The following is a 21,190-nucleotide window of genomic DNA, read 5'->3' as shown; positions in this document are numbered from 1 at the left end:
GGCCGCGCCCCCACCCGTCCCGCTCGGAAACGCGCAGGTGAAGCGCGGATGCCGGCGCGAGGACGAAACGAGGACGGCGTCCGGAACCCTAGGGGCACGGCGAAAGCGGGGGAAGGCGGGGGGCTCCCGGTGGCGGGCGCGCCGTTGGGGGGTCGCGCCCGCCACCGGGGATCGGCCCGGGGCGCCGATGCAACCGGACGGCCGGGTGGTTCCGTCCGGAAGGCATGCGAATCCCGGCCGTCGCCTGCGTGCTGCTCCTGCTCGGTGCCGTCGGCTGCGGACGCGACCGGCAGGTGCCCGAAAGCGGGGAGGCGCTCTGCTCGCCCTCCTACGAGCCGCGGGAGCTTGTCGTCCTGGGTCCCTGCTACTCGCCGCCGCCCATCGCGTCCGGGCGCGCGCCGGGGGAAGCCCGGAGCACCGACCCCGGCGCGATCCGCAAGGTCGCCGCCGCCGCTTGCTCGCTGCCCGCTCCGCCGCCGGACGTCGCCTGCACCGCCGAAATGGGGCCCGCCTACCAACTCCGGTTCGTCGACACCCGGGGCCGGGCCACCACCCTCGACGCCGCCGGGTTCGGCTGCCGGTTCGTCGACGGGCTCGGCGTCCGGCGGTTCGACGCGCGGCCGCTCTGGGCAGCGCTGACCGCGGCCGGCCTGCCCGCGCCCGGCCGGCGCTGAAATTCGTTCCCGTGGCCGGTAACCCTTGCCGTGCAACGACTTCCCGGCCACCGGCGCGGCTCCGCCGATGGGGTGAACCTGGCCCCGCGGTGCCGGGATCGTGACCGGATGGCCCGATTCTGCGCTATGTTTCCCGGCGGGGAGGGTTTTCCGGCGACGGATTCGGCGGACACGCGTTGGGGAATTCGCGCGGAAATGCCACGAAATCCGTAGCACGCACCCGGGTTCGCCGAAACTTCCGCGATTTCCCGGAGCACTCCTCCCCCGGTTCAGGCGTCGAGCCGCGAACCTGAGGGGGTGATGGACGCTCGACGGCGCGATGGAAGTCGACGGGCGGCGAGCACCGGCACGGATCCACCGCCGCGCCCGCCGCGTAACGATTGCTATTCGAGATGGGGATATCGAAACCATGCGCAAAACCATTGTCACGGTGGGCGCGGCGGCGGCCGCGTTCCTCATGATCGGCACCGGCGTCGCCTCGGCCGGCTGGCACGGCGACTACCTGGGCAGCGGCATCCGCATCCGCTCGGCCCCGGTGTCCGGCTCCGTCAACGGCCTCGGCTACCCCGGGCAGGGCGAATGCACCACCGTCGCCCAGCTGGCCAGCGACGGCTACTACTGGGGCTACCACCGCAACGACAGCACGCACGTCATCGGCTGGAGCCGCGGTGACTACCTCAGCGTCGACGGCGGCGGCTGCAGCTTCTGACGATTCACCCGGCGATTCCCGGCGGGAATCGCGCTGAACGCAGAACGGTTTCCGGGACGGGCCCGCGCCCGCCCCGGAGCCCGTCGACGTATTCCGTTCCCGGCCCTTTCCCCGAGTGGTAGCGTGAAGCCGCATGAAGCGATTTTCGGTTCTCTTTCCGGTCCTGGGGGCGCTTCTGGTCCTGGGCACCGCGTGCTCGGCGCCGCCCGCGGGCGACCCGGGCGCCGCCGCGGCGCTGCCCGAACCCGCCATCCCGGCGAACCCCCCACCGGCACCCGCGTCCGCCGCCGAGGTGCACCTGCCGCTCGACCCGTACCTCGGGCTGGCCAAGGGCCACCGGGAGACGCTCGAAAAGGCGAACGCGATCCTCATCACGAAGTGCATGCGCGACAAGGGATTCCCCTACCAGCCGGCGGACGGCGGCGGAGGCGGCGCCGCGCAGCAGAACGCGCCGCTGCCCGACTACGGGCTCAACGACCTCAAGGCCGCGCGCGAATCCGGGTATTCGCCGCCCGGCGGCGGCAGCATCCAGGTGGCCGCCGAACAGGGCCGCATCCCGACGCTGGACAAGCTCGTGCAGGACCACGGCGCGGCGTGGGTCAAGGCGCTCTACGGCTTCCTGCCGCCCGACACCTCGGGCTCGGACGGCTGCCTGAGCACGGCGGTGGTCAGCGCCCCGGAGTACGACAAGCTCGACAAGGAGCTGCCCGGGCGGCTGGCCGGCCAGGCGAGCGAGCGGACCCAGGGCGACAGCCGGGTGGTCGCCGCGCTGAGCGCGTGGAGCGCCTGCATGGCGGATTCCGGGTTCTCGTACCGCTCGCCGGCCGAGCCGCGGCGGCAGAAGTGGCCGTCGCCGCCGTCGGCTGCGGAGATCGCGACCGCGGTCGCCGACGTGAACTGCAAGGCGCGGACCAACCTCGCCGGCATCTGGCTCGCCGTGCAGACCGGGTACCAGCAGACGCTGGTCGAGCAGAACGCGCCCGCGTTGAAGCAGCTGCAGGACGCCTGGCAGGGCGTGCTGAAGAACGCCGAGCAGATCGTCGCGGCCGGTGGCTGACGATCCGGTCCCGGGCGGCAGCGTGCTGCGCCGCCGTCGCCGGGTCCTGCTCCTGGCGGCAGGCGGGCTGGCGCTGCTGACCGTCGGCGGCGTGCTGGGCGCCGCGTTCGTGAGGTCGCCCGCCCAGGTCGCCGCTGAGCAGGCCCCGGTGGCGCCGTCGGTGCTCACCGCGCCGGTGACGCGGCAGGTCGTCGGGGCCACCGTGGTCCTGCGCGGCACGGTGGCCGGCGCCCAGGACGTCGAGGTGACGCCCGCGCCCACCGGCGGCGGCGAGCCCGCGGCGGGCGCCAAGCCGCTGGTCACCGCCGTGCGCACGCAGGCGGGCGACCTGGTCGGCGCCGGCACCGTCATCGCCGAGGTCGCCGGACGTCCGCTCACCGCCCTGCACGGCAGCGAGCCGGCCTACCGCGACCTGCGCCCCGGCGACAGCGGCAAGGACGTCGCCCAGCTGCGCCAGGCGTTGCGGGAGCTGGGTTTCCCGTCGGCGGGCGACGCGGACGGCGTCTTCGGCGCGGCGACGAAACGCGCCGTCACCGACTATTACCGCCGGCTCGGCTTCAGCGCCCCCAGCACCGGTGGGGCCACCGGCCAGGACGAGACGGCGCTGCAGGCGGCCGAGGACGCCGTCACCCAGGCCGAGCGCCGGCTGCGCGACGCGAAGGCGGGCGGGCCGCCGAACGCCGCCGCCGACGCGCAGGCCGACCTCACCACGGCCCGGAACCGGCTGGCCGACCTGCGGGCCCGCACCGGGCCGATGGTGCCACTGGCCGAAGTCGTGTTCCTGCCGTCGTTCCCGGCGCGGGTCACGAAGTTCGGCGGGAAGGTCGGCGCGCCGGTCGAAGCCCCGCTGGTCACGCTGTCGTCGGGGCAGCTGGTGGTGGCGGGCCGGCTCGACCCGGCGGACCGGACGCTGGTGCGGCCCGGCGCGACGGCCGACATCGACGCCGAGGTCACCGGGTTCCACGGCACCGGGAAGGTCACCGAGGTCGGCCAGGCGCAGGAAGACGCGAAGCAGGGCGCGCAGCAGAACCAGACGCAGGGGCAGGCGTCCGGCCAGTCCTTTGTGCCCGTGACGATCGTCCCGGACCAGCCGCTCGACGCCGGCCTGATCGGCCAGGACGTCCGGCTGACGCTGAAGTTCGCCCAGACCGCGGGCCCGGTGCTCGCCGTGCCGTCGGCCGCGATCACGTCGTCGGCGGACGGGCGCACCCACGTCGTCGTCGCGGCGCCCGGCGGCACCCAGCGCACCGTCGAGGTCCGCGCGGGCAAGTCCGGTGCCGGGCTGGTCGAGGTCGAGCCGGTCGGGGGCGGGCTGGCGGAAGGCGACCGGGTGGTGGTCGGCCGGTGACGGCTCCGGTGATCGCGCTGCGCGGCGTGCGGCGGACCTACCCCGGCACGCCGCCGGTGCACGCGCTGCACCCGGCGGACCTCGTCGTGCACGGCGGCGAGTACGTCGCGGTGGTCGGCCCGTCGGGGTCGGGCAAGTCGACGCTGCTGCACCTGCTCGGGCTGCTCGACGCGCCGACCGAGGGCGTCTACGAGCTGGACGGCCGGGACGTGGCGGCGCTTCCGGACGCCGACCGGACCACCCTGCGCGGCACCGCGATCGGGTTCGTCTTCCAGGCCTTCCACCTGCTGGCCCACCGGACCGCGACGGAGAACGTCGAACTCGCCATGCTCTACAACCGCACCCCGCGGGCGCGGCGGGCCGGGCTCGCCCGCGAAGCACTCGAACGCGTCGGGCTCGCGCACCGCCTGGACGCGCTGCCGACCACGATGTCCGGTGGCGAGCGGCAGCGGGTGGCGGTGGCCAGGGCGCTGGTGAACCGGCCCCGGCTGCTGCTGTGCGACGAGCCGACCGGCAACCTCGACACGGCGACGACGCGGACGGTGCTGGACCTGTTCGGCGGGCTGCACGCCGACGGGCTGACCATCGTGCTGATCACGCACGACCCGGTGGTGGCCGCCCGCGCCGGGCGGGTCGTCGAAATCTCCGACGGCAGGCTCCGGGAGCGCGGGCGGTGAAGCGTTCGGCGTTCGCCGGCAAGGACCTCGCCGCGGAGGCGCTGGCCGGGCTGCTCCAGCGGCCGGCCCGCTCGCTGCTGACGATGCTCGGCACGGTCGTGGGCACGGCGTCGCTGGTGGCGATCCTCGGTTTCACCGCGACTTCGGCGGGGCAGATCAGCGCCCGGTTCACGGTGCTGTCGGCCACCGAGGTCACCGTCACCGACGCCGGCGCGAAGACCCGCACGGTGGAGCCCGTGCTGGACTTCCCGGCCGACGCCGACCAGCGGGCGCGGGCGCTGAACGGCGTCGTCGACGCGGGCCGGTACTGGAAGGTGCCCGTGCCGCCGGGCACGCAGGTGAGCGCCCGGGCCCTGCCCGCCGCGCGGGACGCCCGCGGGCTCGACGTCTACGCGGTCTCCCCCGGCGCGTTGCGGGCGGCGCACACGCCGGTGACCGCGGGCGCGCTGTTCGACGAGTTCCACGAGCGGCGCGCCGAACGCGTGGCGCTGCTCGGCGCGGCCGCCGCGGCCCAGCTCGGGATCAGCAGGCTGGATTCGCAGCCCGCGGTGTTCGTCGGGAACGACGCGTACACGGTGATCGGAATCGTCGGCACCCCGCAGCGCCTGCCGCAGGCCGGGCTCGGCGTGCTGATCCCGGCGGGCACGGCGGTGGCGCGCTACGGCGTGCCGTCGCCGGACGACCCGGCGAAGATGCTGGTCGAGACCCGGCTGGGCAGTGCGCAGCTGGTGGCGGGCCAGCTGCCGCTCGCGCTGCGCCCGGACGCCCCGCAGCTGCTTTCGGCGGCGGCCCCGCCCGACCCGCGGACGCTGCGCGACAGCGTCACGGCCGACGTCGACAGCCTGTTCCTGCTGCTGGCCGGGCTGGCGCTGGTGATCGGCGCCGTCGGGATCGCGAACACGACACTGGTCTCGGTGATGGAACGGGCGGCGGAGATCGGCCTGCGCCGGGCGCTCGGGGCGCGGCGGCGGCACATCGCCGTGCAGTTCGTGGCCGAGTCCGGGGTGCTGGGCCTGCTCGGCGGGCTGGCGGGCGCCAGCATCGGCGTGCTGACGGTGGTGTTCGTGGCACTGGCCCGTGACTGGACGGCGGTCCTCGACCCGCTGGCGGTGTTCCCGGCCCCGCTGGTCGGCGCGGTGGTCGGCCTGCTGGCCGGGGCCTACCCGGCGATGCGGGCGGCGTCGATCGAGCCGGTGGAGGCGCTGCGCGGCTGAGTCACGGCGAGCCGGCGCGGCCTGCGCTGTCCACAAAGGACGGCTCCGCCGGTGGTGGCAGCTCGAGCAGGGCCGCGATCACCGACAGCGTGTCGCCGTCCTGGCTCCACGCCACCGTCTCGGCGCTCGTGCGGACCGCCGATGCCTCGTGTTCGCCGTGGATCTCGATGCGGTCGCAGCACCCCGGCCAGCCGTACGTGCCGACGATGATGGTCAGCTCGCCCTGCCGGTCGGCGATGTGCTGGAACCGGAACCCGCGGGCGACCAGCGACCGCAACCCGGCCTCGACGCTCGTCACCGGCGGTCCCGCCCGGCCGTGGCCTGCCGGGCCGTTCCGGACGCCGGTGCGGCCGCGCGGGCGAGCGCGTCCGGCGTCGACGGCGTGCGGTCGCGCGGGGCCCGGCCGCCGCGGGCGTTTTCGACCCAGCGCACGGTCATGACCGGCTCCACGGGCCGGCGGTGTCGCGACGACGGGACACGGATCCTCCACGGGGCTCGGTACGGCGGACCAGCATCCCGGACCGGACCGGACCGGCGGATTCCCGCCGGACGGGAGTTTCCGCCGGATTTTCGCCCGCGCCCGCCGGAGAAAATCGCCGTGCTGCGCCGGAAAGCCGTGATGCGCTACGGTGGCCCGTCGGCGGTCACCCCATTCGGTCTCGGAGCGGCATCATGGGAACCAGCGGAGCGAAGCCCGGGAGCAAACCGGACCGTGAACGGCTGCGGCACCAGCTGCTCGCCGCCGGCTGCGACCCCGCCCGGATCGCGGCCGAGATGGCCGGCCGCTGGCAGTTCAACCCGCGTCAGGCTTGGCGCTACACCCACGGCCTGTCGCAGACGGCGGTCGCGGCCCGCTGCAACGACCTGCTCGGCGACGGCCGGGCACCGATGACCGGCAAGCGGATCAGCGAATACGAGGCGTGGCCGCAGCGGGGCATCCGCCCGACCGTGCACGTGCTCGCCCTGCTCGCCCGGGTCTACGGCACCGTGCCCCGCGCTCTGCTCGCCGACGACGAGCTGCCGCTGCTGCCCGAGTCCGAGCGGCTGGTGCTCGACCAGCTTCCGGCGGCGGAGCCCGCCGCCCCGCAACCCGAGGCCGGCGGTCTCAGCGCCGCCGCGGTCCGCGCCGCCGCCCACGCGTCCGGGGCGCACGCCGAGCTCGCCGAGGTCACCGAGGTCGGCGCGATCACGCTCGAGCAGCTGGACCACGACGTCGTCCAGCTCGCGCGCACGGCCATGCACCTGCAGCCGGCCGAGATCTTCGGCGAGCTCGTCCGCGTGCGCGACCGCGTCTTCCAGCTGCTGCGGCGGCGCGCGCACCCGGCCCAGCAGACGCACCTGTACCTGCTGGCCGGCCAGACGTGCGGGCTGCTCGCGAGCGCCAGCATGGAGCTGGGCTGTTACGGCGCGGCCGCCGAGCAGTCGCGCGCCGCGTGGGTCTACGCGGAGATCATCGGCCACAATGGACTCAAGGCGTGGCTGCGCGGCACGCAGGCGCTCATCGCGTTCTGGTCGGGCAACCCGCGGGAGGCGGCGCAGCTGGCCGAGGCCGGCCGCGAGCACCTGCGGCAGGGCACGGGTTTCGTGCGGCTGTGCAACATCGAAAGCCGGGCGTGGGCGCACCTCGGTGACGTCCGCGAGACCCAGCGGGTGATCGGCATGGGCCACCGGGCCCGGGAGCAGGCGACCGAGCCCGACGAGCTGCACGACGTCGTCGGCGGCGAGTTCGGGTTCGACGAGGCGCGGCAGTCCTTCTGCAACGCCGGTGCCTGGGTGCAGGTGGGCAAGCCGGTGCTGGCGGTCGAAGCCGCCGAGCGTGCCCTGCGCCTGTACGCGTCGGAAGCCGAGCGCACCCGCCGGTACGGCGGCGAGGCGTCGACCCGGCTGGAGATGACCGACGGGTACCTGGCCCTGCGGGAGCTGGACGCGGCCGACGTCGCGCTCGACCCGGTGATCGGGACGTCCGCCACCGCCGGCGTCGCCCACCTGGCCACGCGGCTGTCCGGCATCTGCGAGACGCTCGACAGCCCGCCCTTCCGAAGTTCCCGGGAAGCGCGCGAACTCGCCGACCGGATCCGTGCGCATCCGGTGCTGCGGTGACGGGTCGTCAGCCGGTCACGACGAAGTTGTCGAAGTTCAGGGTCACGGCACCGCACGGCGGAGCGGTCGCGGCCGAGGGGTCGATCGTGATGGAGATCCGGTCGCTGCCCGCGAGGGGCCCGATCGACGACGGCACGGCGACGCTGGTGCCGGCGCCCATTCCGACGTGCAGCGTGACGAGAGCCTTGCCGGTTCCGAGGAGGATGGTCACCGGGCCGCACAGCTTGGCTTTTTCGTCGACGCTCACGGTGCCTCGCAGATACGGGCCGGACGGCGGGGTTCCGTGCGCCCGGAGGGTCATGGCCAGCTCGGGCCGGTCGGTCGGGGAGCCGAGCGTGACGGGCACGTGCCGGTCGACGGTCGCGCCGGCGGTCTGCCCGTCCGGGGTGCCGCCGGCCGCCCAGGTCAGCTCGTAACCGTTCTCGGGGACGACGGGGCCGTCGTCGGCGGACAGGTACAGGCTGAGCCCGATCATCCCGGCGGCGCCTAGGAGTGCTGCGATCAGTAACGCGCTGCGTGCGATCAGCCGGGCTTTGCGACGGGTGCCGAGGATCGGGGGCTTGGTCGCTTTGTGGAGCTGGTCGAGTTCTCGCTGCAGGTCAGGCCGGCGGCCGGGCAGCCATCGAGGACGTTTGGCCGGCGGGGAAGGCAGGCCGACCAAGGCGGTCGCGGCTCGGCTGAGGTCGGCGGAGGTCGGCCGGCCGGCCGGCCCGCCCGGTTCGGGCACGGCCGGCTGCGGCCCGGCCGGCCCGGGCAGGGCTGGCCCCGGTTGGACCGGCCCCGGTTGGACCGGCTCAGGCGCGGCCACCGCCGACTCGGCGGGCGCCTTGTCTCGGCCAGGCCCAGCCGGCTCAGGTTCGACCGGCTCCGATCCGGCTGACTCCACCGCGACCGCCCCCGATCCAGCCGATTCCAGCGCGGCCAGCCCCGATCCGGCCGGCTCCGGCCCAGCCAGCCCCGGCCCGGCCAGCCCCGATCCGGCCGGCTCCAGCCCAGCCAGCCCCGGCCCGGCCAGCCCCGATCCGGCCGGCTCCAGCCCAGCCAGCCCCGGCCCGGCCAGCCCCGATCCGGCCGGCTCCAGCCCAGCCAGCCCCGGCCCGGCCAGCCCCGATCCGGCCGGCTCCAGCCCAGCCAGCCCCGGCCCAGCCAGCCCCGGCCCGGCCAGCCCCGATCCGGCCGGCTCCAGCGCGGGCGGCTCCGGCCCGGCAGGCTCCGGCGCCAGCAGCCGGGCGCGCTCGTCGCTCTCCAGCCTCCGCAACGTCTCGATGGCCGTGGGGTCACCGGCCGCCGCCGACCCGCGCAGGATCTTCCACGCCTCGCTCCGGAGGCTGTCCCGCTTGCTGAGCAGCGCCGCCCGCAGGTCCGGGTCCAACCCATGCGGCAACGACAGCCCCTTGCGGCTGTGCGCCAGGTACACCGGCCCGCTGCCCCGGTCGTTCCGCGTCGGGGTCTGGTGGGGCGTCCTGGAACGGACTCGTTCGTAGACGTAGTTGTACAGCTCGGCCGCCTCGATGCGGCCGTCCGCGTCCAGGTCCGCGTCGCCGCTTCGCAATCCCGAAATGATCGCTTCGGTGAAGATCGACGGAACCTCCGGGCCGATCGGGGAATGGCCGGTTCCCGTCTCGAATGCGTGCTCGAGGTGGGTCGAGGCCGTCATCACCAGGCATCCACGGCCCGATTTCGCCGACAGCTGGTCCACCACGTCGACCCGGCGTCCCGATTTGGGGACGTGCCCGGCGGGGAATGCGCCGCTGAAACAGCAGTCGAGCCACAACACCACCTGCCGCGCCGGGCTGCGGTCGACCTCGTCGCGGACGAATTCCGCCGGGACGCCGGTGGCGTTCAGCAGGTCGAGCCTGGTGTCGGTGCCCGCGAAGTGGAGCCGGCCGCGGGTGTCCTTGACGCCGTGGCCCGAAATATGCAGCACCAGCAGGTCGTGCCGGGTGGCCTCGGTGAAGAACCGGCCGATGGCCACCCGGAGCTGCTGGCTGGACCCGTCCGCGACGACCTGCACTTCGAAGCCGCCGATGTCCGGATCCGCCAGCAACCGCGCCAGTTCGCCGGCTTCCTTCACCGGTCCCCGCAACGGCTTCAGGCCCGGGTCGGCGTACTCGCCGGTGGCGACGAGCAGGGCCAGGCGCCGGCCGCCAGGCGTCACCGGAACACCCGCGCGTGGGATATCGTGCGGAGCGTGACGGACATTTCGGTGACAGTCGTCGAAGACGATCCCGCGCTCGCCGACGAGCAGCTCCGGCAACTGCGCGAGGAACTGCTCGGGCTCGACGTGGATTCGGTCGAATTCGGCCCCGGCCGGACGCCGCCCGAAGGCGCGAAAGGGGTCGACGCCTCGACGTTGTCCCTCGTCGTCACCCTCAGCTCCTCCCCAGTGCTGATCATCCTCGGCCGCACCCTGCGCGATTGGGTCGGCCGGGCGAAAGACCGTTCCTTGATCATCCGCAAGGACGGCCGATCGCTGGAAATCACCGGCGCCCGCAGTGGCCGTGATCAAAAACTGATCGAGGCATTCCTGCGGGACGAGCAACTCTAGCGCCCGGCGGCCCCCGAGCCGCGCCAGGGCGCCGCCGGTCGTCACGCGGGGAGCGACGTGCATCCGGGAGGTGCCGCACGTCGCCGACGCCGAGCACACGGCCGGCGAGCCGTGGTGGAAGCCGGCCGATCAGGCGCGCGCCCGGCGGCGAAGGCTCACGGCCGGATGTTCTCCAGGTCTTCCAGCAGGCTCGGGTGGGTGGGCCGCCAGCCGAGGACCTCGCGGGTGCGGGCACTGGAAGCAGGCTGGTCCATGGCGAAAATGGGGCCGAACGGCCCGAAGTTCTCCGGCGGCACCGGCTCGACCGGCAGGCCGAGGCGCCGCCCGATGACGGCCGCGATGGCGTGGACCTGGTCACCCTCGTCGGCCACCGCGTGCCAGGACGTTCCCGCCGGCGCCGACTCCAGTGCCAGCCGGAACAGCACCGCCGCGTCGCGGGCGTGAACCGCCGGCCAGCGCTGCGTGCCGTCGCCCGGGTAACCCGCCACGCCCGTTCGGCGCGCCTGCTCCGTCAGCAGCCCCGCGAACCCGCCCTTGCCCTCGTTGTGCACCGTGCGGGGCATGCGGACCGCCGTCGCACGGACTCCGCGGGACGCCATGTCCAGCAGCGCGTTGACCGACCGGCCGCGGCCGCCGACCGGGCCGTCGGTGGGCAGCGGGTCGGACTCCGTGGCGGCGCGGCCCGGCACCCACGGCGTGCCCGACACGGTGACGATCGGGCGGTCGCTGCCGGCGAGTTCCTCGCCCAGCGCGGCCATGGCCGCGCTTTCCTCGGCGATCGACCGCGCGAGCGCGTCCGCGGTGCTGTAGTCACTGCCGAACGCCAGGCTGATCACGCCGTCGGACTGCGCGGCCCCGGCCCGCAGGACGTCGAGATCGGCCAGCTGCCCGCGCAGCACCCGGGCGCCGGCGTCGGTGAGGGCCTGCGCGGACTTGTCCGAGCGGGCCAACGCGAGCACGGTGTGCCCGCCGTCGAGCAGCTCGGCGACGACCGCCGAGCCGATGGTGCCGGTACCGCCGGTGACGAAAACCTGCATGCGATGCTCCCGAAGTGATGCGACCTTTGTCCCATCACCTTACACATCGACGGGACCTTTGTCCCATCACCTATGATGGCGGCATGGCCCGATGGCAACCCGAGACCACCCAGCGGCTCGTCGTCGCGGCCGTCGACCTGTTCACCGAGCAGGGCTACGACGCCACCACCGTCGCGCAGATCGCCGAACGCGCGGGCGTCACGAAGAGCACGTTCTTCCGGCACTTCGCCGACAAGCGGGAGCTGCTGGTCGCCGGCCAGGAGACCCTGAGCCGGCTGCTCGCCGAGGGCATCGCCGAGGCACCGGCGGACGCGAGCCCGCTCGAAGCGGTCGCGGCCGGCCTCGAACGCGCGTCGGGCGCCATGGGGCCGGCGAACCGCGAGCTGGGCCCCCGCCTGAAAGCGGCGGTGGCGGCCAGCACCGAACTGCAGGAGCGCGACGCCCTCAAGAACGTCGGGCTCGCGGCGGCGATGACCGCGGCCCTCACCGCCCGCGGCGTCCCGGACGCGACCGCGCACCTGGCCGCGGAACTGGGCGTGCTCGCGTTCAAGCGCGGCTACACCCAGTGGTCGGAAGCCGACCGCGACGACCGACGAGGGCTGGCTCCGTACGCGCTGGCCGCCCTGCAGGATCTGCGCGCGGCGACGGCGTCGCTGGGCTGACGTGCTCAGGCGCCGACCCAGCGGTCCACTTTGAACCGGCTCCCGTCCCGCTTGACCTCCAGCGCGCCCGCGCCCGCGAAATGCGCGGGCACCACGATCTCCCGCTCGTCCGCCGCCTGCTCCAGCAGCCGGCGGCGGGTCGCCGCCGCCTGGGGACGGTCCTCGCAGAAGCAGCTGTTCCACGACGGCTCCAGGATCTGCACCGGGCTGTGCAGGATGTCGCCCACGAAAACCGCCTTGTCGCCGCCCGAACGCACGCGCAGCACCGACGACCCCGGCGTGTGCCCGGGCGCCGGTTCGAGCGTCAGGTCGGCGTCCAGCCGGTACGAGTCCTCCCACAGCGTCGCCCGGCCGAGCACCGGCGCGATGCTGTCGGCGTAGACGAGCAGGCTTCCCTTGCGCCGCAAGCGTTCGTGGTCGTTGCGGGGCACCGGGCGGCGGCCGGCGTTTTCGGGCGCGAAGTAGCGCTGGTCGACCGCCGGGATGAGGTAGGTCGCGTTCGGGAAGGCCGGTTCCCAGCCGTGGGCGCCGCCGAGGGTGTTCCAGCCGACGTGGTCGTAGTGGATGTGCGTGTTGACGACGACGTCCACGTCCTCCGGCCGGACCCCGGCCGCGGCGAGCCGGTCGGGGAAGTCCGTGTCGAGGTGGTCGAACAGCGGGATCTGCGGCCGGTCGCGGCCGTTGCCCACCCCGGTGTCCACGAGTACTGTCTTGCCCTCGCTGCGCAGCACCCACGTCTGCACGGCCCCGTGGTAGGCGTCCGTCGCCGGGTTCCAGTGGTCGGGCGCGAGCCAGGCTTCGTTGTCCCGCCAGATCTCGGGCGTGCTGTCGGGGACGATGAACCGCGCCGCCGCGATCTCGCCGGTCCATTCGGGCACCTTCGTCACTTCGACGGCACCGATCGTGAAATCACTCATGACTCCACGCTAAGCCGATCTGGTGGGTCGTTGAATGATCGATCGGCCCGATCACATACGCGTTCGTACCATCGCGTGGGAGTAGCATGCATGAGGTGGACTTGCTCAGCGACATCATCGGGGTCATGCGGACCGGGCGCCCCTCGGCGAACCGGATGCGCGTCGGCTCTCCGTGGTCGTACCGGTTCGCGCCGTACGACGGCGCCGGTTTCCACGTGCTGCTGCGCGGTTCGGGCTGGCTGCTCATGCCCGGCCGGGACCCGGTGCAGCTCGGCCCCGGCGACGCGGTGCTCCTGCCCGCCGGGCAGGAGCACGTGCTGTCGGAGGCGCGGCGCGCGGCCCGCCCCGTGCCGTTCGAGACGGCGGTGCCGGATCCGGCGGGCACGATCGAGATGCTGTGCGGGAAGTACCGGCTGGACCGGCGGCGGACGCATCCGCTGCTGGCCACGCTCCCGGCCGTGGTGCACCTGCCGACGCACACCGGCGGCCACGCCCGCCTGCGCGCCGCGCTCGACCTCCTGGCCGCGGAGACGACGACCCGGCGCCCGGGCCGGGACGCGGCGCTCGCCGGCCTGCTGGACCTCCTGCTCGTCTACCTGATCCGCGCCTGGTTCGACGACCACGCGGACCTGGGCTGGCCGCGCGCGCTCCGGGACCAGGCCGTCACCGCGGTGCTGGAAGCGATGCACGGCGCGCCGGACCGCCCGTGGCGCATCGAAGACCTGGCCGCGGAAGCCGGTCTCTCCCGCACCACGCTCACCCGGAAGTTCACGGAACTGGTCGGCCAGGCGCCGATGACGTACCTGACGCACTGGCGCATGACGCTCGCGGCCCGCCTGCTGCACGACACCGACCTCGGCCTGGCGGCCGTCGCCCGCCGGGTCGGGTACGCCTCGCCGTTCGCGTTCTCGCACGCGTTCAAGCGCGAATTCGGCGTCGCCCCCGGACGTTACCGCGAGGACCTCTCGCGCGGGAGTGCGAAACCCGCCGGTACGTGACGGGCACCCGGGCCTGCCCGGGGGCGAGGAATTGATTCCGGAAACCGGGTCTTCCCACCGCAGGCCCGGAACCTGGAAGAATCGCACCAGCGCGCCGCGGTGCCTGGGAGCGGCCGCCGGGGTCGACGTTCCGTCGTTTCTTCGGTGCCCCGCCAGATCTTGCCGGCCATCGTCGGCGGCGGCGCCATTCTGCTGAGCATTTGGGTGCCGGCAAGGATCCGGCGGCCGTCGCGGACGGCCCGAAGTCGACACCGGCATCTTCGCGGCTGTCACCGACAACTACACCGCGGGCGCCTTCTTCTACGACAACTGCAACGAAAGCAACGACGTCTGGCTGCTCGTGCCGAACGAGAACGCGTTCACGGCATCACCTGGACGGCGACCGGCTGGAAGAACACACGCTCGTCGTGAGCGCGCCGACGGCCGGCGGCACGACGCAGACACCGGAACGGCCCCTTTCCCCGTCTCGCTTCCCCGGCTACAGTCCCGGGGCACTGGGAGCGCTCCCAGCCGAGTCCGAAGCGCCACCCAGCTGTTAAGGAGAACGTTCCATGCGAAGCAGGACAGTGGCCGCCGGTGCGCTCGCCGCGCTGGCCGCGAGCGGCGTCGTCGTCACGACGACGTGGGCCGGCACGCAAGCCACCGGGTCGGTGTTCTACGTCGATCCGGGCACCAACGCGGCCCAGTGGGTCGCGGCGAACCCCGGCGACTCGCGCGCCGCGGTCATCCGCGACCGCATCGCCGCGGTGCCGCAGGCGCGGTGGTTCACCACCACGAACACCTCGACCGTGCGCGGCGAAGTCGACTCCTACGTCGGCGCGGCGGCCGCCGCCGGGAAGATCCCGATCATGGTCGTCTACGACATCCCGAACCGCGACTGCGGCGGGGCGAGCAGCGGCGGCGCGCCGTCCCACGACGCCTACCGCGCGTGGATCGACCAGGTCGCGGCGGGCCTGGCCGGCCGGCCAGCGGCCATCGTGCTCGAACCCGACGTGCTCGCGCTCATGACGAGCTGCCAGAGCAGCGACCAGCAAAGCCAGACGACCGCCTCGATCGCCTACGCGGGCAAGAAACTCAAGGCCGGCTCGGCCCAGGCCAAGGTGTACTTCGACATCGGGCACTCGGCGTGGCTGTCGCCGGGCGACGCCGCCGCCCGGCTGCGCGCCGCCGACGTCTCGAACAGCGCGGACGGCTTCTCCACCAACGTGTCCAACTACCGCGCGACCTCGGACGAGGTGTCCTACGACAAGGCGATCCTCGGCCAGCTCGGCGACGGGCGACTGAAGGCCGTGGTCGACACGAGCCGCAACGGCAACGGCCCGCAGGGCAGCGAGTGGTGCGACCCGGCCGGCCGCGCGATCGGCACGCCGAGCACCGACCAGACCGGCGACAGCCAGATCGCCGCGTTCCTCTGGGTCAAGCCGCCGGGCGAAGCGGACGGCTGCATCGCCGCGGCGGGCCAGTTCGTGCCCCAGCGGGCCTACGACCTCGCGATCGCGGCGGGCCCGGTCCAGACCACCACGCCCACGGCACCGACCACACCCACCACGCCGACGACAACCACGACACCCACGACGCCGATCACGACCACCCCGCAGCCGTCCGGGAGCTGCAAGGTCACGCACCGGGTGGTCAGCTCGTGGCCGACGGGCTACACGGGCGAGATCGTCATCCAGAACCTGGCGGGCCCGCTGGACCACTGGACGCTGACGTTCTCGGCCCCGGGCGTCACGGTCAGCCAGGGCTGGAACGGAACCTGGACCGACACGGGCGACACGGTCAAGGTGGACAGCGCGTCGTGGAACGGAAACCTGGCCACCGGCGCGTCGACGACGATCGGGTACAACGCGAGCTACAACGGCGGCACGCCACCGTTCGCGTCGCCGGCCCTCAACGGGACTTCCTGCTCCTGATCAACCCGGACGGTGCGGGCCGTGGCGACCACGGCCCGCACCGTCATCGGCCCGTCAGGTGCGCGCTGAGCCGGGTGAGCAGGGGTACGCAGTCACGCAGCTTTCGCTGCTCCGCCGCCGTGAGTGTCTCGTCGATCGCCTCGTGCAGGGATGTCGCGCGCCGGGTTCGTTCCCGGCCCAGGCGGGTCCGGCCCGCGTCGGTGATCGCCAGCAGCACCTTGCGGCCGTCGCCGGGATGCGGCTCGGCGCGCACCAGGCCGGCGCCGAGCAGTTCCTTGACCGACTTCGCCGCCGACTGGTGGCTCACCATCCGCCGCTGGGCCAGCTCCGCCGTGGTCTGCGGGCCGTCGCGGTCCAGGTAACCCAGGATGGCGGCCTCGCCGCCCGGCATGGTGTCGACCGCGCGCACCGCGCGGACCAGCGTCCCGATCGCTTGGCGCAGCTCTTCCGCCAGTGTGTCGTCCACCTCCCCAGCCTACCTCCTGCGCGCAGCCAAGTTGTACAGTCTAGTTGTACAATTTGGTTGTATATTTCCGGAGGTTCACCGTGCAGCTCACCAAGTTCGGGCACGCCTGCGTCCGCGTCGAATCCGCCGGGCACCGCCTGGTCATCGACCCGGGCGGGCTGACCGACCCCCGCGCGCTCGACGGCGCCGACGCCGTCCTGATCACCCACGAGCACTTCGACCACTACTCCGCGGACACCCTGCGCCAGGCTCTCCAGCAGAACCCCCGCCTGCACGTCTGGACGAACACCGCCGTCGGCGCGGACCTCGCCGACCTCGGCGCGCGCGTCACCGTCGTCGGCGAAGGAGAGGTCTTCACCGCGGCCGGTCTCGAAGTGCGCGTCCACGGCACCTGGCACGCGGTCATCCACCCCGACATCCCGCGCGTGCCCAACATCGGCTTCCTGGTCGGCGGCGCCCTGTTCCATCCCGGCGACGCCCTCACCGTCCCGGACACCGCCGTCGACACCCTGCTGCTGCCCGTCCACGGCCCCTGGTCCACCACCGGCCAGCTGATCGACTACGTGCGGGAAGTGGCCCCGCGCCAGGTCGTCGGCGTCCACGACGGGGCCCTCAACGACGTCGGCGGCGCGATGGTCGGCGGCCTGCTGGGCGGCAACGGCCCCGGCACCGGCAGTCCCTACGTGCGGCTGGCCCCCGGCGCGTCGGCGGACGTCGGCTGACCGCCGGATCAGACCAGGGCCGGCCGGCTCTCGACGACCCGCGCCACGACGTCGACGGCGTGCGCCCAGCGCGCGTCGTCGAGGCCCACGTGGGTGGTGATCCGGAGCCGGGAAATGCCGTCCGGCACCGAAGGGGGTCGGAAACAGCCGACGCGCACACCCGCCGCGAGGGCTTCCGCCTGGGCCGCCACGGCCCGCTGCGGGGACGGCATCGGCACCGACAGCACCGCGCCCGCCGAGCGCGGGACGCCGAGCCGGTCGGCCAGCGCGGCACCGCGCTCGTGGATGCGGGCCGGCAGGCCGGGCTCGGCCCGCAGCACGCGCAGCGCCGCGAGCGCTCCCGCGGTGGCCGCCGGCGCCAGGCCCGTGTCGAAGATGAACGGCCGCGCGCGGTTGACGAGGTGGTCGATCAGCGCCGGTGAGCCGAGGACCGCGCCGCCCATGGCGCCGAACGACTTGGACAGCGTCGCGGTCATCACCACGTTCGGGTGGCCGCCGAGACCGCGGCTGTGCAGCAGGCCGCGGCCGCCGTCGCCGAGCACGCCGAGCCCGTGTGCCTCGTCGACGACGAGCAGGGCGTCGTGCTCGGCGCACGCCGCGGCGAGGTCGTCCACCGGTGCGGCGTCACCGAGCACCGAGAAGACCGACTCGGTGAGCACCAGCGCGCGCCGGCCGCCCGCCGCGGACAGCGCGTCACGGACCGCGGCGACGTCGTTGTGGGCGACCACGCGGATCGTCGCCCGGGACAGCCGCGCGGCGTCGATCAGGGAGGCGTGGACATGCGCGTCCGACACGATCAGCGTCTCCCGGTCCGCCAGCGCGGACACCGCCGAGAGGTTGGCGTGGTAGCCGGTCGAGAACACCAGCGCGGCCGGGCGGCCGGTGAACCCGGCCAGTTCACGCTCCAGTTCCGCGTGCAGCGTCGTCGTGCCGGTGACCAGGCGGGACGCACCCGCGCCGGCACCCCACCGGAGGGCGGCGCCGGCCGCCGCCCGCCGGACCTCGGGGCGGCCGCTCAAGCCCAGGTAGTCGTTGTTGGCCAGGTCGATCAGGTCGTCGCCGGCCGCCCGCGGCCGCAGCGCGCGCTGGAGGCCGGCCGTCTCCCGCGCGGCCCGCTGCGCCGCGAACCACTCCGCCCAGCCGCTCATGCGACCGCCGCCGCGGCCGCGATCGCCCCGCAGACCCGGGCGACGTCGTCGTCGGTGCACACGTACGGCGGCATCGTGTAGATCAGGTCGCGGAACGGGCGCAGCCACACGCCGTGCGCCAGCGCCGCTTCCGTGGCCTTGACGACGTCGACCTCGTGGTCGAGCTGGACCACGCCCACCGCACCGAGCACGCGCACATCGGCGGCCTCGATTTCGTGCAGTGCCTGCAATCCCGTGTTGATCCGGCGCACGTCGGCCGCCCAGTCCCCTGTGGACAGCAGGTCGAGGCTCGCCGACGCGACCGCGCAGGCCAGCGGGTTTCCCATGAACGTGGGGCCGTGCATGAGAACACCGGACTCGCTCGCGGACAACCCGCGCGCGACGTCCGTCGTCGCCAGCACGGCGGCCAGCGACAGATAGCCGCCCGTGAGGGCCTTCCCGACGCACAGCACGTCCGGCACCACGTCGGCGGCTTCGGCGGCGAACAGGGTTCCGGTGCGGCCGAACCCGGTGGCGATCTCGTCGAAGATCAGCACCAGGCCGTGCTCGTCGGCGACCTCGCGGAACACCGGCAGGCAGCGCGCGGAGTAGGGGTGCATGCCGCCGGCGCCCTGCAGCAGCGGCTCCACGATCAGCCCCGCGAGCCGCCCGGCGTGCTCGGCCGCGAGCGTGCGGAACCCCGCGGCCCAGGCGTCGACGTCCTCGTCGAGCCGCGGCGGACGCTCGCCGAACACCTGCTGTGGCAGCACGCCGGACCACATCGTGTGCATGCCACCCTCGGGATCGCAGACGCTCATGCAGTCGAACGTGTCCCCGTGGTAGCCGCCCCGGACCGTGAGGAACCGGGACCGCTCGGGACGGCCGGCGCCGCGCTGGTACTGCATCGCCATCTTCATCGCCACCTCGACGCTCACCGACCCGGAGTCGGCGAGGAAGACGTGCTCGAGGCCGGCGGGGGTGAGCTCGACCAGCCGCGCGGCCAGCTCGACGGCAGGCTCGTGGGTGAGGCCGCCGAACATCACGTGCGCCATCTTGCCGAGCTGGCGGCGTGCCGCGTCGTCGAGCGCCGGGTGCCGGTAGCCGTGGATGGCCGACCACCACGACGCCATCCCGTCCACGACGGCACCGACGCCGTCGAGGGTGATCCGGCTGCCGGCGGCGCCGGTGACCAGCCGGGTCGGCGCCGGGGCGGTCATCGAGGTGTACGGGTGCCACAGGTGCTCGCGGTCGAAGGCGAGGAGCTGGTCCGGCGTCATCGGCTCAGGCGTTCGGGACGAGGCCGGTGCCGGCGCCGCGGCGGCGGATCGCCGGATCGGCGGGTTCGGTCCGCACGCGGTCCTCTTCGGACCCGAGCACGACGAAGCCGTTGTCCCGGATCATCGCGAGGTCCGCCTCGGCGGCCTGCCCTTCCGAGGTGAGGTAGTCGCCGAGGAACAGCGAGTTGGCGACGTGCAGCGCGATCGGCTGCAGCGACCGCAGGTGCAGCTCGCGGCCGCCGGCGATCCGGATCTCCTTGTCCGGGCAGACGAACCGCGCCATCGCGAGGATCTTCAGGCACCGCAACGGCGTCAGCTCCCAGGTGTCTTCGAGCGGAGTGCCGTCGAAGGGCATCAGGAAGTTGACCGGGATCGAGTCCGCGTCCAGCTCCCTGAGCGCGAACAGGGCTTCGACGAGCTGCTCGTCGGACTCGCCGAGCCCGGCGATCAGGCCGGAGCACGGGGAAAGCCCGCCGCGCTTCGCCTTCTCGACGGTGTCCACGCGGTCGGCGTAGGTGTGGGTCTGGACGATCTTGTCGTGGTTGCTCTCGGCGGTGTTGATGTTGTGGTTGTAGGCGTCGACCCCGGCGGCCTTGAGGCGCTCGGCCTGCCCGTCGGACAGCAGGCCGAGGCAGGCGCAGACCTCGACGTCCGGGTGTTCTTCCTTCAGCGCCCCGACCATCGAGGTGACCCGGTCGATGTCCCGGTTCGACGGCCCGCGGCCGGAGGAGACCAGGCAGACCCGGCCGGCGCCGCCGGCGATCCCGGCGCCGGCCTGCTTCAGCGCCTCCTCGGCGGACAGCCACGAGTATTTGAGGATCGGCGCGGCGGAACCGAGCGCCTGGGAGCAGTAGCTGCAGTTTTCGGGGCACAGCCCGGACTTCAGGTTGACCAGGTAGTTCACCTTCACGGTGTTGCCGAAGTGCGCGCGGCGCAGCCGGCCGGCCGCGGCGACGAGGGCCAGGACGTCGGCGTCGTCGGCCCGCAGGACGGCAAGGGCGTCTTCCGGCGTCGCGGGACTCCCGGCGAGGACGGCGTCGGCCAGCTGCTCGAACCTGGAGCCCATCACTTCTCCCTGACTTGGCGTGATCACGTGACTACAACCTGAACGGTGTTCTGTCGGCGGGCGCTGACGCTACACTGGCCGCCGCGGACGGGTCAACGGGAGGAGCCGGGGGTGGGCTATCACCTGCGAGACGTCGTCGGGCGAGCGATCGAGGTCCTCGACGAGTACGGCCTGGAGTCGCTCACCATGCGCCGGCTCGCCGCCGAACTCGGCCTGCAGCCGAGCGCGCTGTACCACCACGTGCCCAACAAGCAGACGCTGCTGGCGGCGATCGCGGACGAAATCCTCCGCCGTGGCCGGCGAGAACGCCGGGCCGCGGACTGGGACAGGCGCGCGGTCGAGGTCTGCGCGAACCTGCGGGACGCGATGCTGGCCTACCGGGACGGCGCCGACGTGGTGATCACGGCGTACACGTTCGGCCTCGGCGCGAGCGAACCGGCGGGCGAACTGCGGGAGGCACTGCGCGAAGGCGGGCTGAGCGGCAACGTCGCCGAGGTGGGGACGCGCGCGCTGCTGCACCTGACGTTCGGCTACACGGCGGAGGAACAGGCGGCACTCCAGGCCGCGGGAGCGGGCGCGATCGACTGGGAGCCGGCCGGCGGCGGCGATTTCGAGGCGGGCATCGAACTGCTGCTCGACGGGCTGCGGTCCAAAGTGCACCGGTGAGCCCTGCGAAGT

The 21,190-nt window shown here is 73.7% G+C and carries 21 protein-coding genes; 12 read left to right on the top strand and 9 right to left on the bottom strand.

Features of this window, described 5'->3' with window-relative positions; genetic code table 11:
- Positions 1-224 precede the first annotated feature (224 nt).
- The 6 genes from BT341_RS21860 (at position 225) to BT341_RS21835 (ending at position 5,679) form a co-directional block, all read left to right on the top strand.
- Positions 225-674 (top strand): hypothetical protein, encoded by a 450-nt coding sequence (locus BT341_RS21860; protein ID WP_072478061.1) that lies wholly within the window; start codon positions 225-227, stop codon positions 672-674.
- A gap of 409 nt (positions 675-1,083) precedes the next feature.
- Positions 1,084-1,383, top strand: a complete 300-nt coding sequence (locus tag BT341_RS21855; RefSeq protein ID WP_084742959.1) for a hypothetical protein — start codon at positions 1,084-1,086, stop codon at positions 1,381-1,383.
- 133 nt (positions 1,384-1,516) lie between these two features.
- The gene (locus tag BT341_RS21850; RefSeq protein ID WP_072478059.1) at positions 1,517-2,440 is read left to right on the top strand and encodes a hypothetical protein; all 924 of its coding nucleotides are present in this window, start codon (positions 1,517-1,519) and stop codon (positions 2,438-2,440) included.
- The gene (locus BT341_RS21845) at positions 2,433-3,788 is read left to right on the top strand and encodes a peptidoglycan-binding protein (RefSeq protein ID WP_072478058.1); all 1,356 of its coding nucleotides are present in this window, start codon (positions 2,433-2,435) and stop codon (positions 3,786-3,788) included. The genes BT341_RS21850 and BT341_RS21845 overlap by 8 nt, the downstream gene beginning before the upstream one ends.
- On the top strand, positions 3,785-4,465 hold the full coding sequence (locus BT341_RS21840; protein ID WP_072478057.1) for an ABC transporter ATP-binding protein: 681 nt from the start codon (positions 3,785-3,787) through the stop codon (positions 4,463-4,465). Before BT341_RS21845 ends, BT341_RS21840 begins: the two co-directional genes overlap by 4 nt.
- Positions 4,462-5,679, top strand: a complete 1,218-nt coding sequence (locus tag BT341_RS21835) for an ABC transporter permease (protein WP_072478056.1) — start codon at positions 4,462-4,464, stop codon at positions 5,677-5,679. Before BT341_RS21840 ends, BT341_RS21835 begins: the two co-directional genes overlap by 4 nt.
- 1 nt (position 5,680) lies before the next feature.
- On the opposite strand, the gene BT341_RS21830 is transcribed toward BT341_RS21835, so the two are convergent.
- Together BT341_RS21830 and BT341_RS45445 are read right to left on the bottom strand one after the other, a co-directional pair.
- On the bottom strand, positions 5,681-5,977 hold the full coding sequence (locus BT341_RS21830; protein ID WP_072478055.1) for a hypothetical protein: 297 nt from the start codon (positions 5,975-5,977) through the stop codon (positions 5,681-5,683).
- The gene (locus BT341_RS45445; protein WP_177328875.1) at positions 5,974-6,117 is read right to left on the bottom strand and encodes a hypothetical protein; all 144 of its coding nucleotides are present in this window, start codon (positions 6,115-6,117) and stop codon (positions 5,974-5,976) included. Before BT341_RS45445 ends, BT341_RS21830 begins: the two co-directional genes overlap by 4 nt.
- 234 nt (positions 6,118-6,351) lie before the next feature.
- Here BT341_RS45445 and BT341_RS21825 point away from each other — a divergent pair, with 234 nt between their 5' ends.
- On the top strand, positions 6,352-7,779 hold the full coding sequence (locus BT341_RS21825) for an NsdA family TPR-like regulatory protein (RefSeq protein WP_084742958.1): 1,428 nt from the start codon (positions 6,352-6,354) through the stop codon (positions 7,777-7,779).
- A gap of 7 nt (positions 7,780-7,786) precedes the next feature.
- Here the strand turns inward: BT341_RS21825 and BT341_RS21820 are convergent, their stop codons facing one another.
- Complete coding sequence (locus BT341_RS21820) at positions 7,787-10,372, bottom strand: caspase, EACC1-associated type (protein WP_084742957.1); 2,586 nt, start codon at positions 10,370-10,372, stop codon at positions 7,787-7,789.
- A gap of 110 nt (positions 10,373-10,482) precedes the next feature.
- A complete protein-coding gene (locus BT341_RS21810) occupies positions 10,483-11,364 on the bottom strand; it encodes an SDR family oxidoreductase (protein ID WP_072478052.1) in 882 nt (293 codons plus the stop codon).
- Between the two features lie 83 nt (positions 11,365-11,447).
- On the opposite strand from BT341_RS21810, the gene BT341_RS21805 reads away from it, so the two are divergent.
- Positions 11,448-12,026 carry a TetR/AcrR family transcriptional regulator gene (locus BT341_RS21805; protein WP_072478051.1) on the top strand — a complete coding sequence of 193 codons (579 nt, stop codon included), beginning with the start codon at positions 11,448-11,450 and terminating at the stop codon, positions 12,024-12,026.
- A gap of 5 nt (positions 12,027-12,031) precedes the next feature.
- Here BT341_RS21805 and BT341_RS21800 read toward each other — a convergent pair whose 3' ends face one another.
- Positions 12,032-12,943, bottom strand: a complete 912-nt coding sequence (locus tag BT341_RS21800; RefSeq protein ID WP_072478050.1) for an MBL fold metallo-hydrolase — start codon at positions 12,941-12,943, stop codon at positions 12,032-12,034.
- A gap of 95 nt (positions 12,944-13,038) precedes the next feature.
- Here BT341_RS21800 and BT341_RS21795 point away from each other — a divergent pair, with 95 nt between their 5' ends.
- On the top strand, positions 13,039-13,941 hold the full coding sequence (locus BT341_RS21795; protein ID WP_072478049.1) for an AraC family transcriptional regulator: 903 nt from the start codon (positions 13,039-13,041) through the stop codon (positions 13,939-13,941).
- A 566-nt stretch (positions 13,942-14,507) separates the two neighbouring features.
- Positions 14,508-15,854 (top strand): glycoside hydrolase family 6 protein, encoded by a 1,347-nt coding sequence (locus tag BT341_RS21790; protein ID WP_072478048.1) that lies wholly within the window; start codon positions 14,508-14,510, stop codon positions 15,852-15,854.
- Positions 15,855-15,897: 43 nt separating this feature from the next.
- Here the strand turns inward: BT341_RS21790 and BT341_RS21785 are convergent, their stop codons facing one another.
- Positions 15,898-16,320 carry a MarR family winged helix-turn-helix transcriptional regulator gene (locus BT341_RS21785; RefSeq protein ID WP_072478047.1) on the bottom strand — a complete coding sequence of 141 codons (423 nt, stop codon included), beginning with the start codon at positions 16,318-16,320 and terminating at the stop codon, positions 15,898-15,900.
- Between the two features lie 80 nt (positions 16,321-16,400).
- Here BT341_RS21785 and BT341_RS21780 point away from each other — a divergent pair, with 80 nt between their 5' ends.
- Entirely contained in the window at positions 16,401-17,042 is a 642-nt protein-coding gene (locus BT341_RS21780) for an MBL fold metallo-hydrolase (protein WP_072478046.1), read from the top strand.
- Positions 17,043-17,050: 8 nt separating this feature from the next.
- On the opposite strand, the gene BT341_RS21775 is transcribed toward BT341_RS21780, so the two are convergent.
- From BT341_RS21775 to bioB, 3 genes are read right to left on the bottom strand one after another with little or no spacing between them, the layout of a single operon-like run.
- On the bottom strand, positions 17,051-18,190 hold the full coding sequence (locus tag BT341_RS21775; RefSeq protein ID WP_072478045.1) for an 8-amino-7-oxononanoate synthase: 1,140 nt from the start codon (positions 18,188-18,190) through the stop codon (positions 17,051-17,053).
- The gene (locus tag BT341_RS21770; RefSeq protein WP_072478044.1) at positions 18,187-19,446 is read right to left on the bottom strand and encodes an adenosylmethionine--8-amino-7-oxononanoate transaminase; all 1,260 of its coding nucleotides are present in this window, start codon (positions 19,444-19,446) and stop codon (positions 18,187-18,189) included. The genes BT341_RS21775 and BT341_RS21770 overlap by 4 nt, the downstream gene beginning before the upstream one ends.
- A 4-nt stretch (positions 19,447-19,450) precedes the next feature.
- Positions 19,451-20,512, bottom strand: coding sequence for a biotin synthase BioB (bioB, locus tag BT341_RS21765; protein ID WP_072478043.1), 1,062 nt, complete (start codon positions 20,510-20,512; stop codon positions 19,451-19,453).
- 111 nt (positions 20,513-20,623) lie between these two features.
- Here bioB and BT341_RS21760 point away from each other — a divergent pair, with 111 nt between their 5' ends.
- A complete protein-coding gene (locus BT341_RS21760; protein ID WP_072478042.1) occupies positions 20,624-21,178 on the top strand; it encodes a TetR family transcriptional regulator in 555 nt (184 codons plus the stop codon).
- The last annotated feature ends 12 nt before the right edge of the window (positions 21,179-21,190 follow it).

The organism is Amycolatopsis australiensis, assembly GCF_900119165.1.
Taxonomy (GTDB): Bacteria; Actinomycetota; Actinomycetes; order Mycobacteriales; family Pseudonocardiaceae; genus Amycolatopsis; species Amycolatopsis australiensis.
This window is presented reverse-complemented; position numbering and strand designations above follow the sequence as displayed.

Bases quoted from the DNA above. Each gene is read 5' to 3' on its own strand.
- BT341_RS21860 (WP_072478061.1), top strand. From the start codon at position 225: ATGCGAATCCCGGCCGTCGCCTGCGTGCTGCTCCTGCTCGGTGCCGTC.
- BT341_RS21855 (WP_084742959.1), top strand. From the start codon at position 1,084: ATGCGCAAAACCATTGTCACGGTGGGCGCGGCGGCGGCCGCGTTCCTC.
- BT341_RS21850 (WP_072478059.1), top strand. From the start codon at position 1,517: ATGAAGCGATTTTCGGTTCTCTTTCCGGTCCTGGGGGCGCTTCTGGTC.
- BT341_RS45445 (WP_177328875.1), bottom strand. From the start codon at position 6,117: ATGACCGTGCGCTGGGTCGAAAACGCCCGCGGCGGCCGGGCCCCGCGC.
- BT341_RS21825 (WP_084742958.1), top strand. From the start codon at position 6,352: ATGGGAACCAGCGGAGCGAAGCCCGGGAGCAAACCGGACCGTGAACGG.
- BT341_RS21810 (WP_072478052.1), bottom strand. From the start codon at position 11,364: ATGCAGGTTTTCGTCACCGGCGGTACCGGCACCATCGGCTCGGCGGTC.
- BT341_RS21805 (WP_072478051.1), top strand. From the start codon at position 11,448: ATGGCCCGATGGCAACCCGAGACCACCCAGCGGCTCGTCGTCGCGGCC.
- BT341_RS21800 (WP_072478050.1), bottom strand. From the start codon at position 12,943: ATGAGTGATTTCACGATCGGTGCCGTCGAAGTGACGAAGGTGCCCGAA.
- BT341_RS21775 (WP_072478045.1), bottom strand. From the start codon at position 18,190: ATGAGCGGCTGGGCGGAGTGGTTCGCGGCGCAGCGGGCCGCGCGGGAG.
- BT341_RS21770 (WP_072478044.1), bottom strand. From the start codon at position 19,446: ATGACGCCGGACCAGCTCCTCGCCTTCGACCGCGAGCACCTGTGGCAC.
- bioB (WP_072478043.1), bottom strand. From the start codon at position 20,512: ATGGGCTCCAGGTTCGAGCAGCTGGCCGACGCCGTCCTCGCCGGGAGT.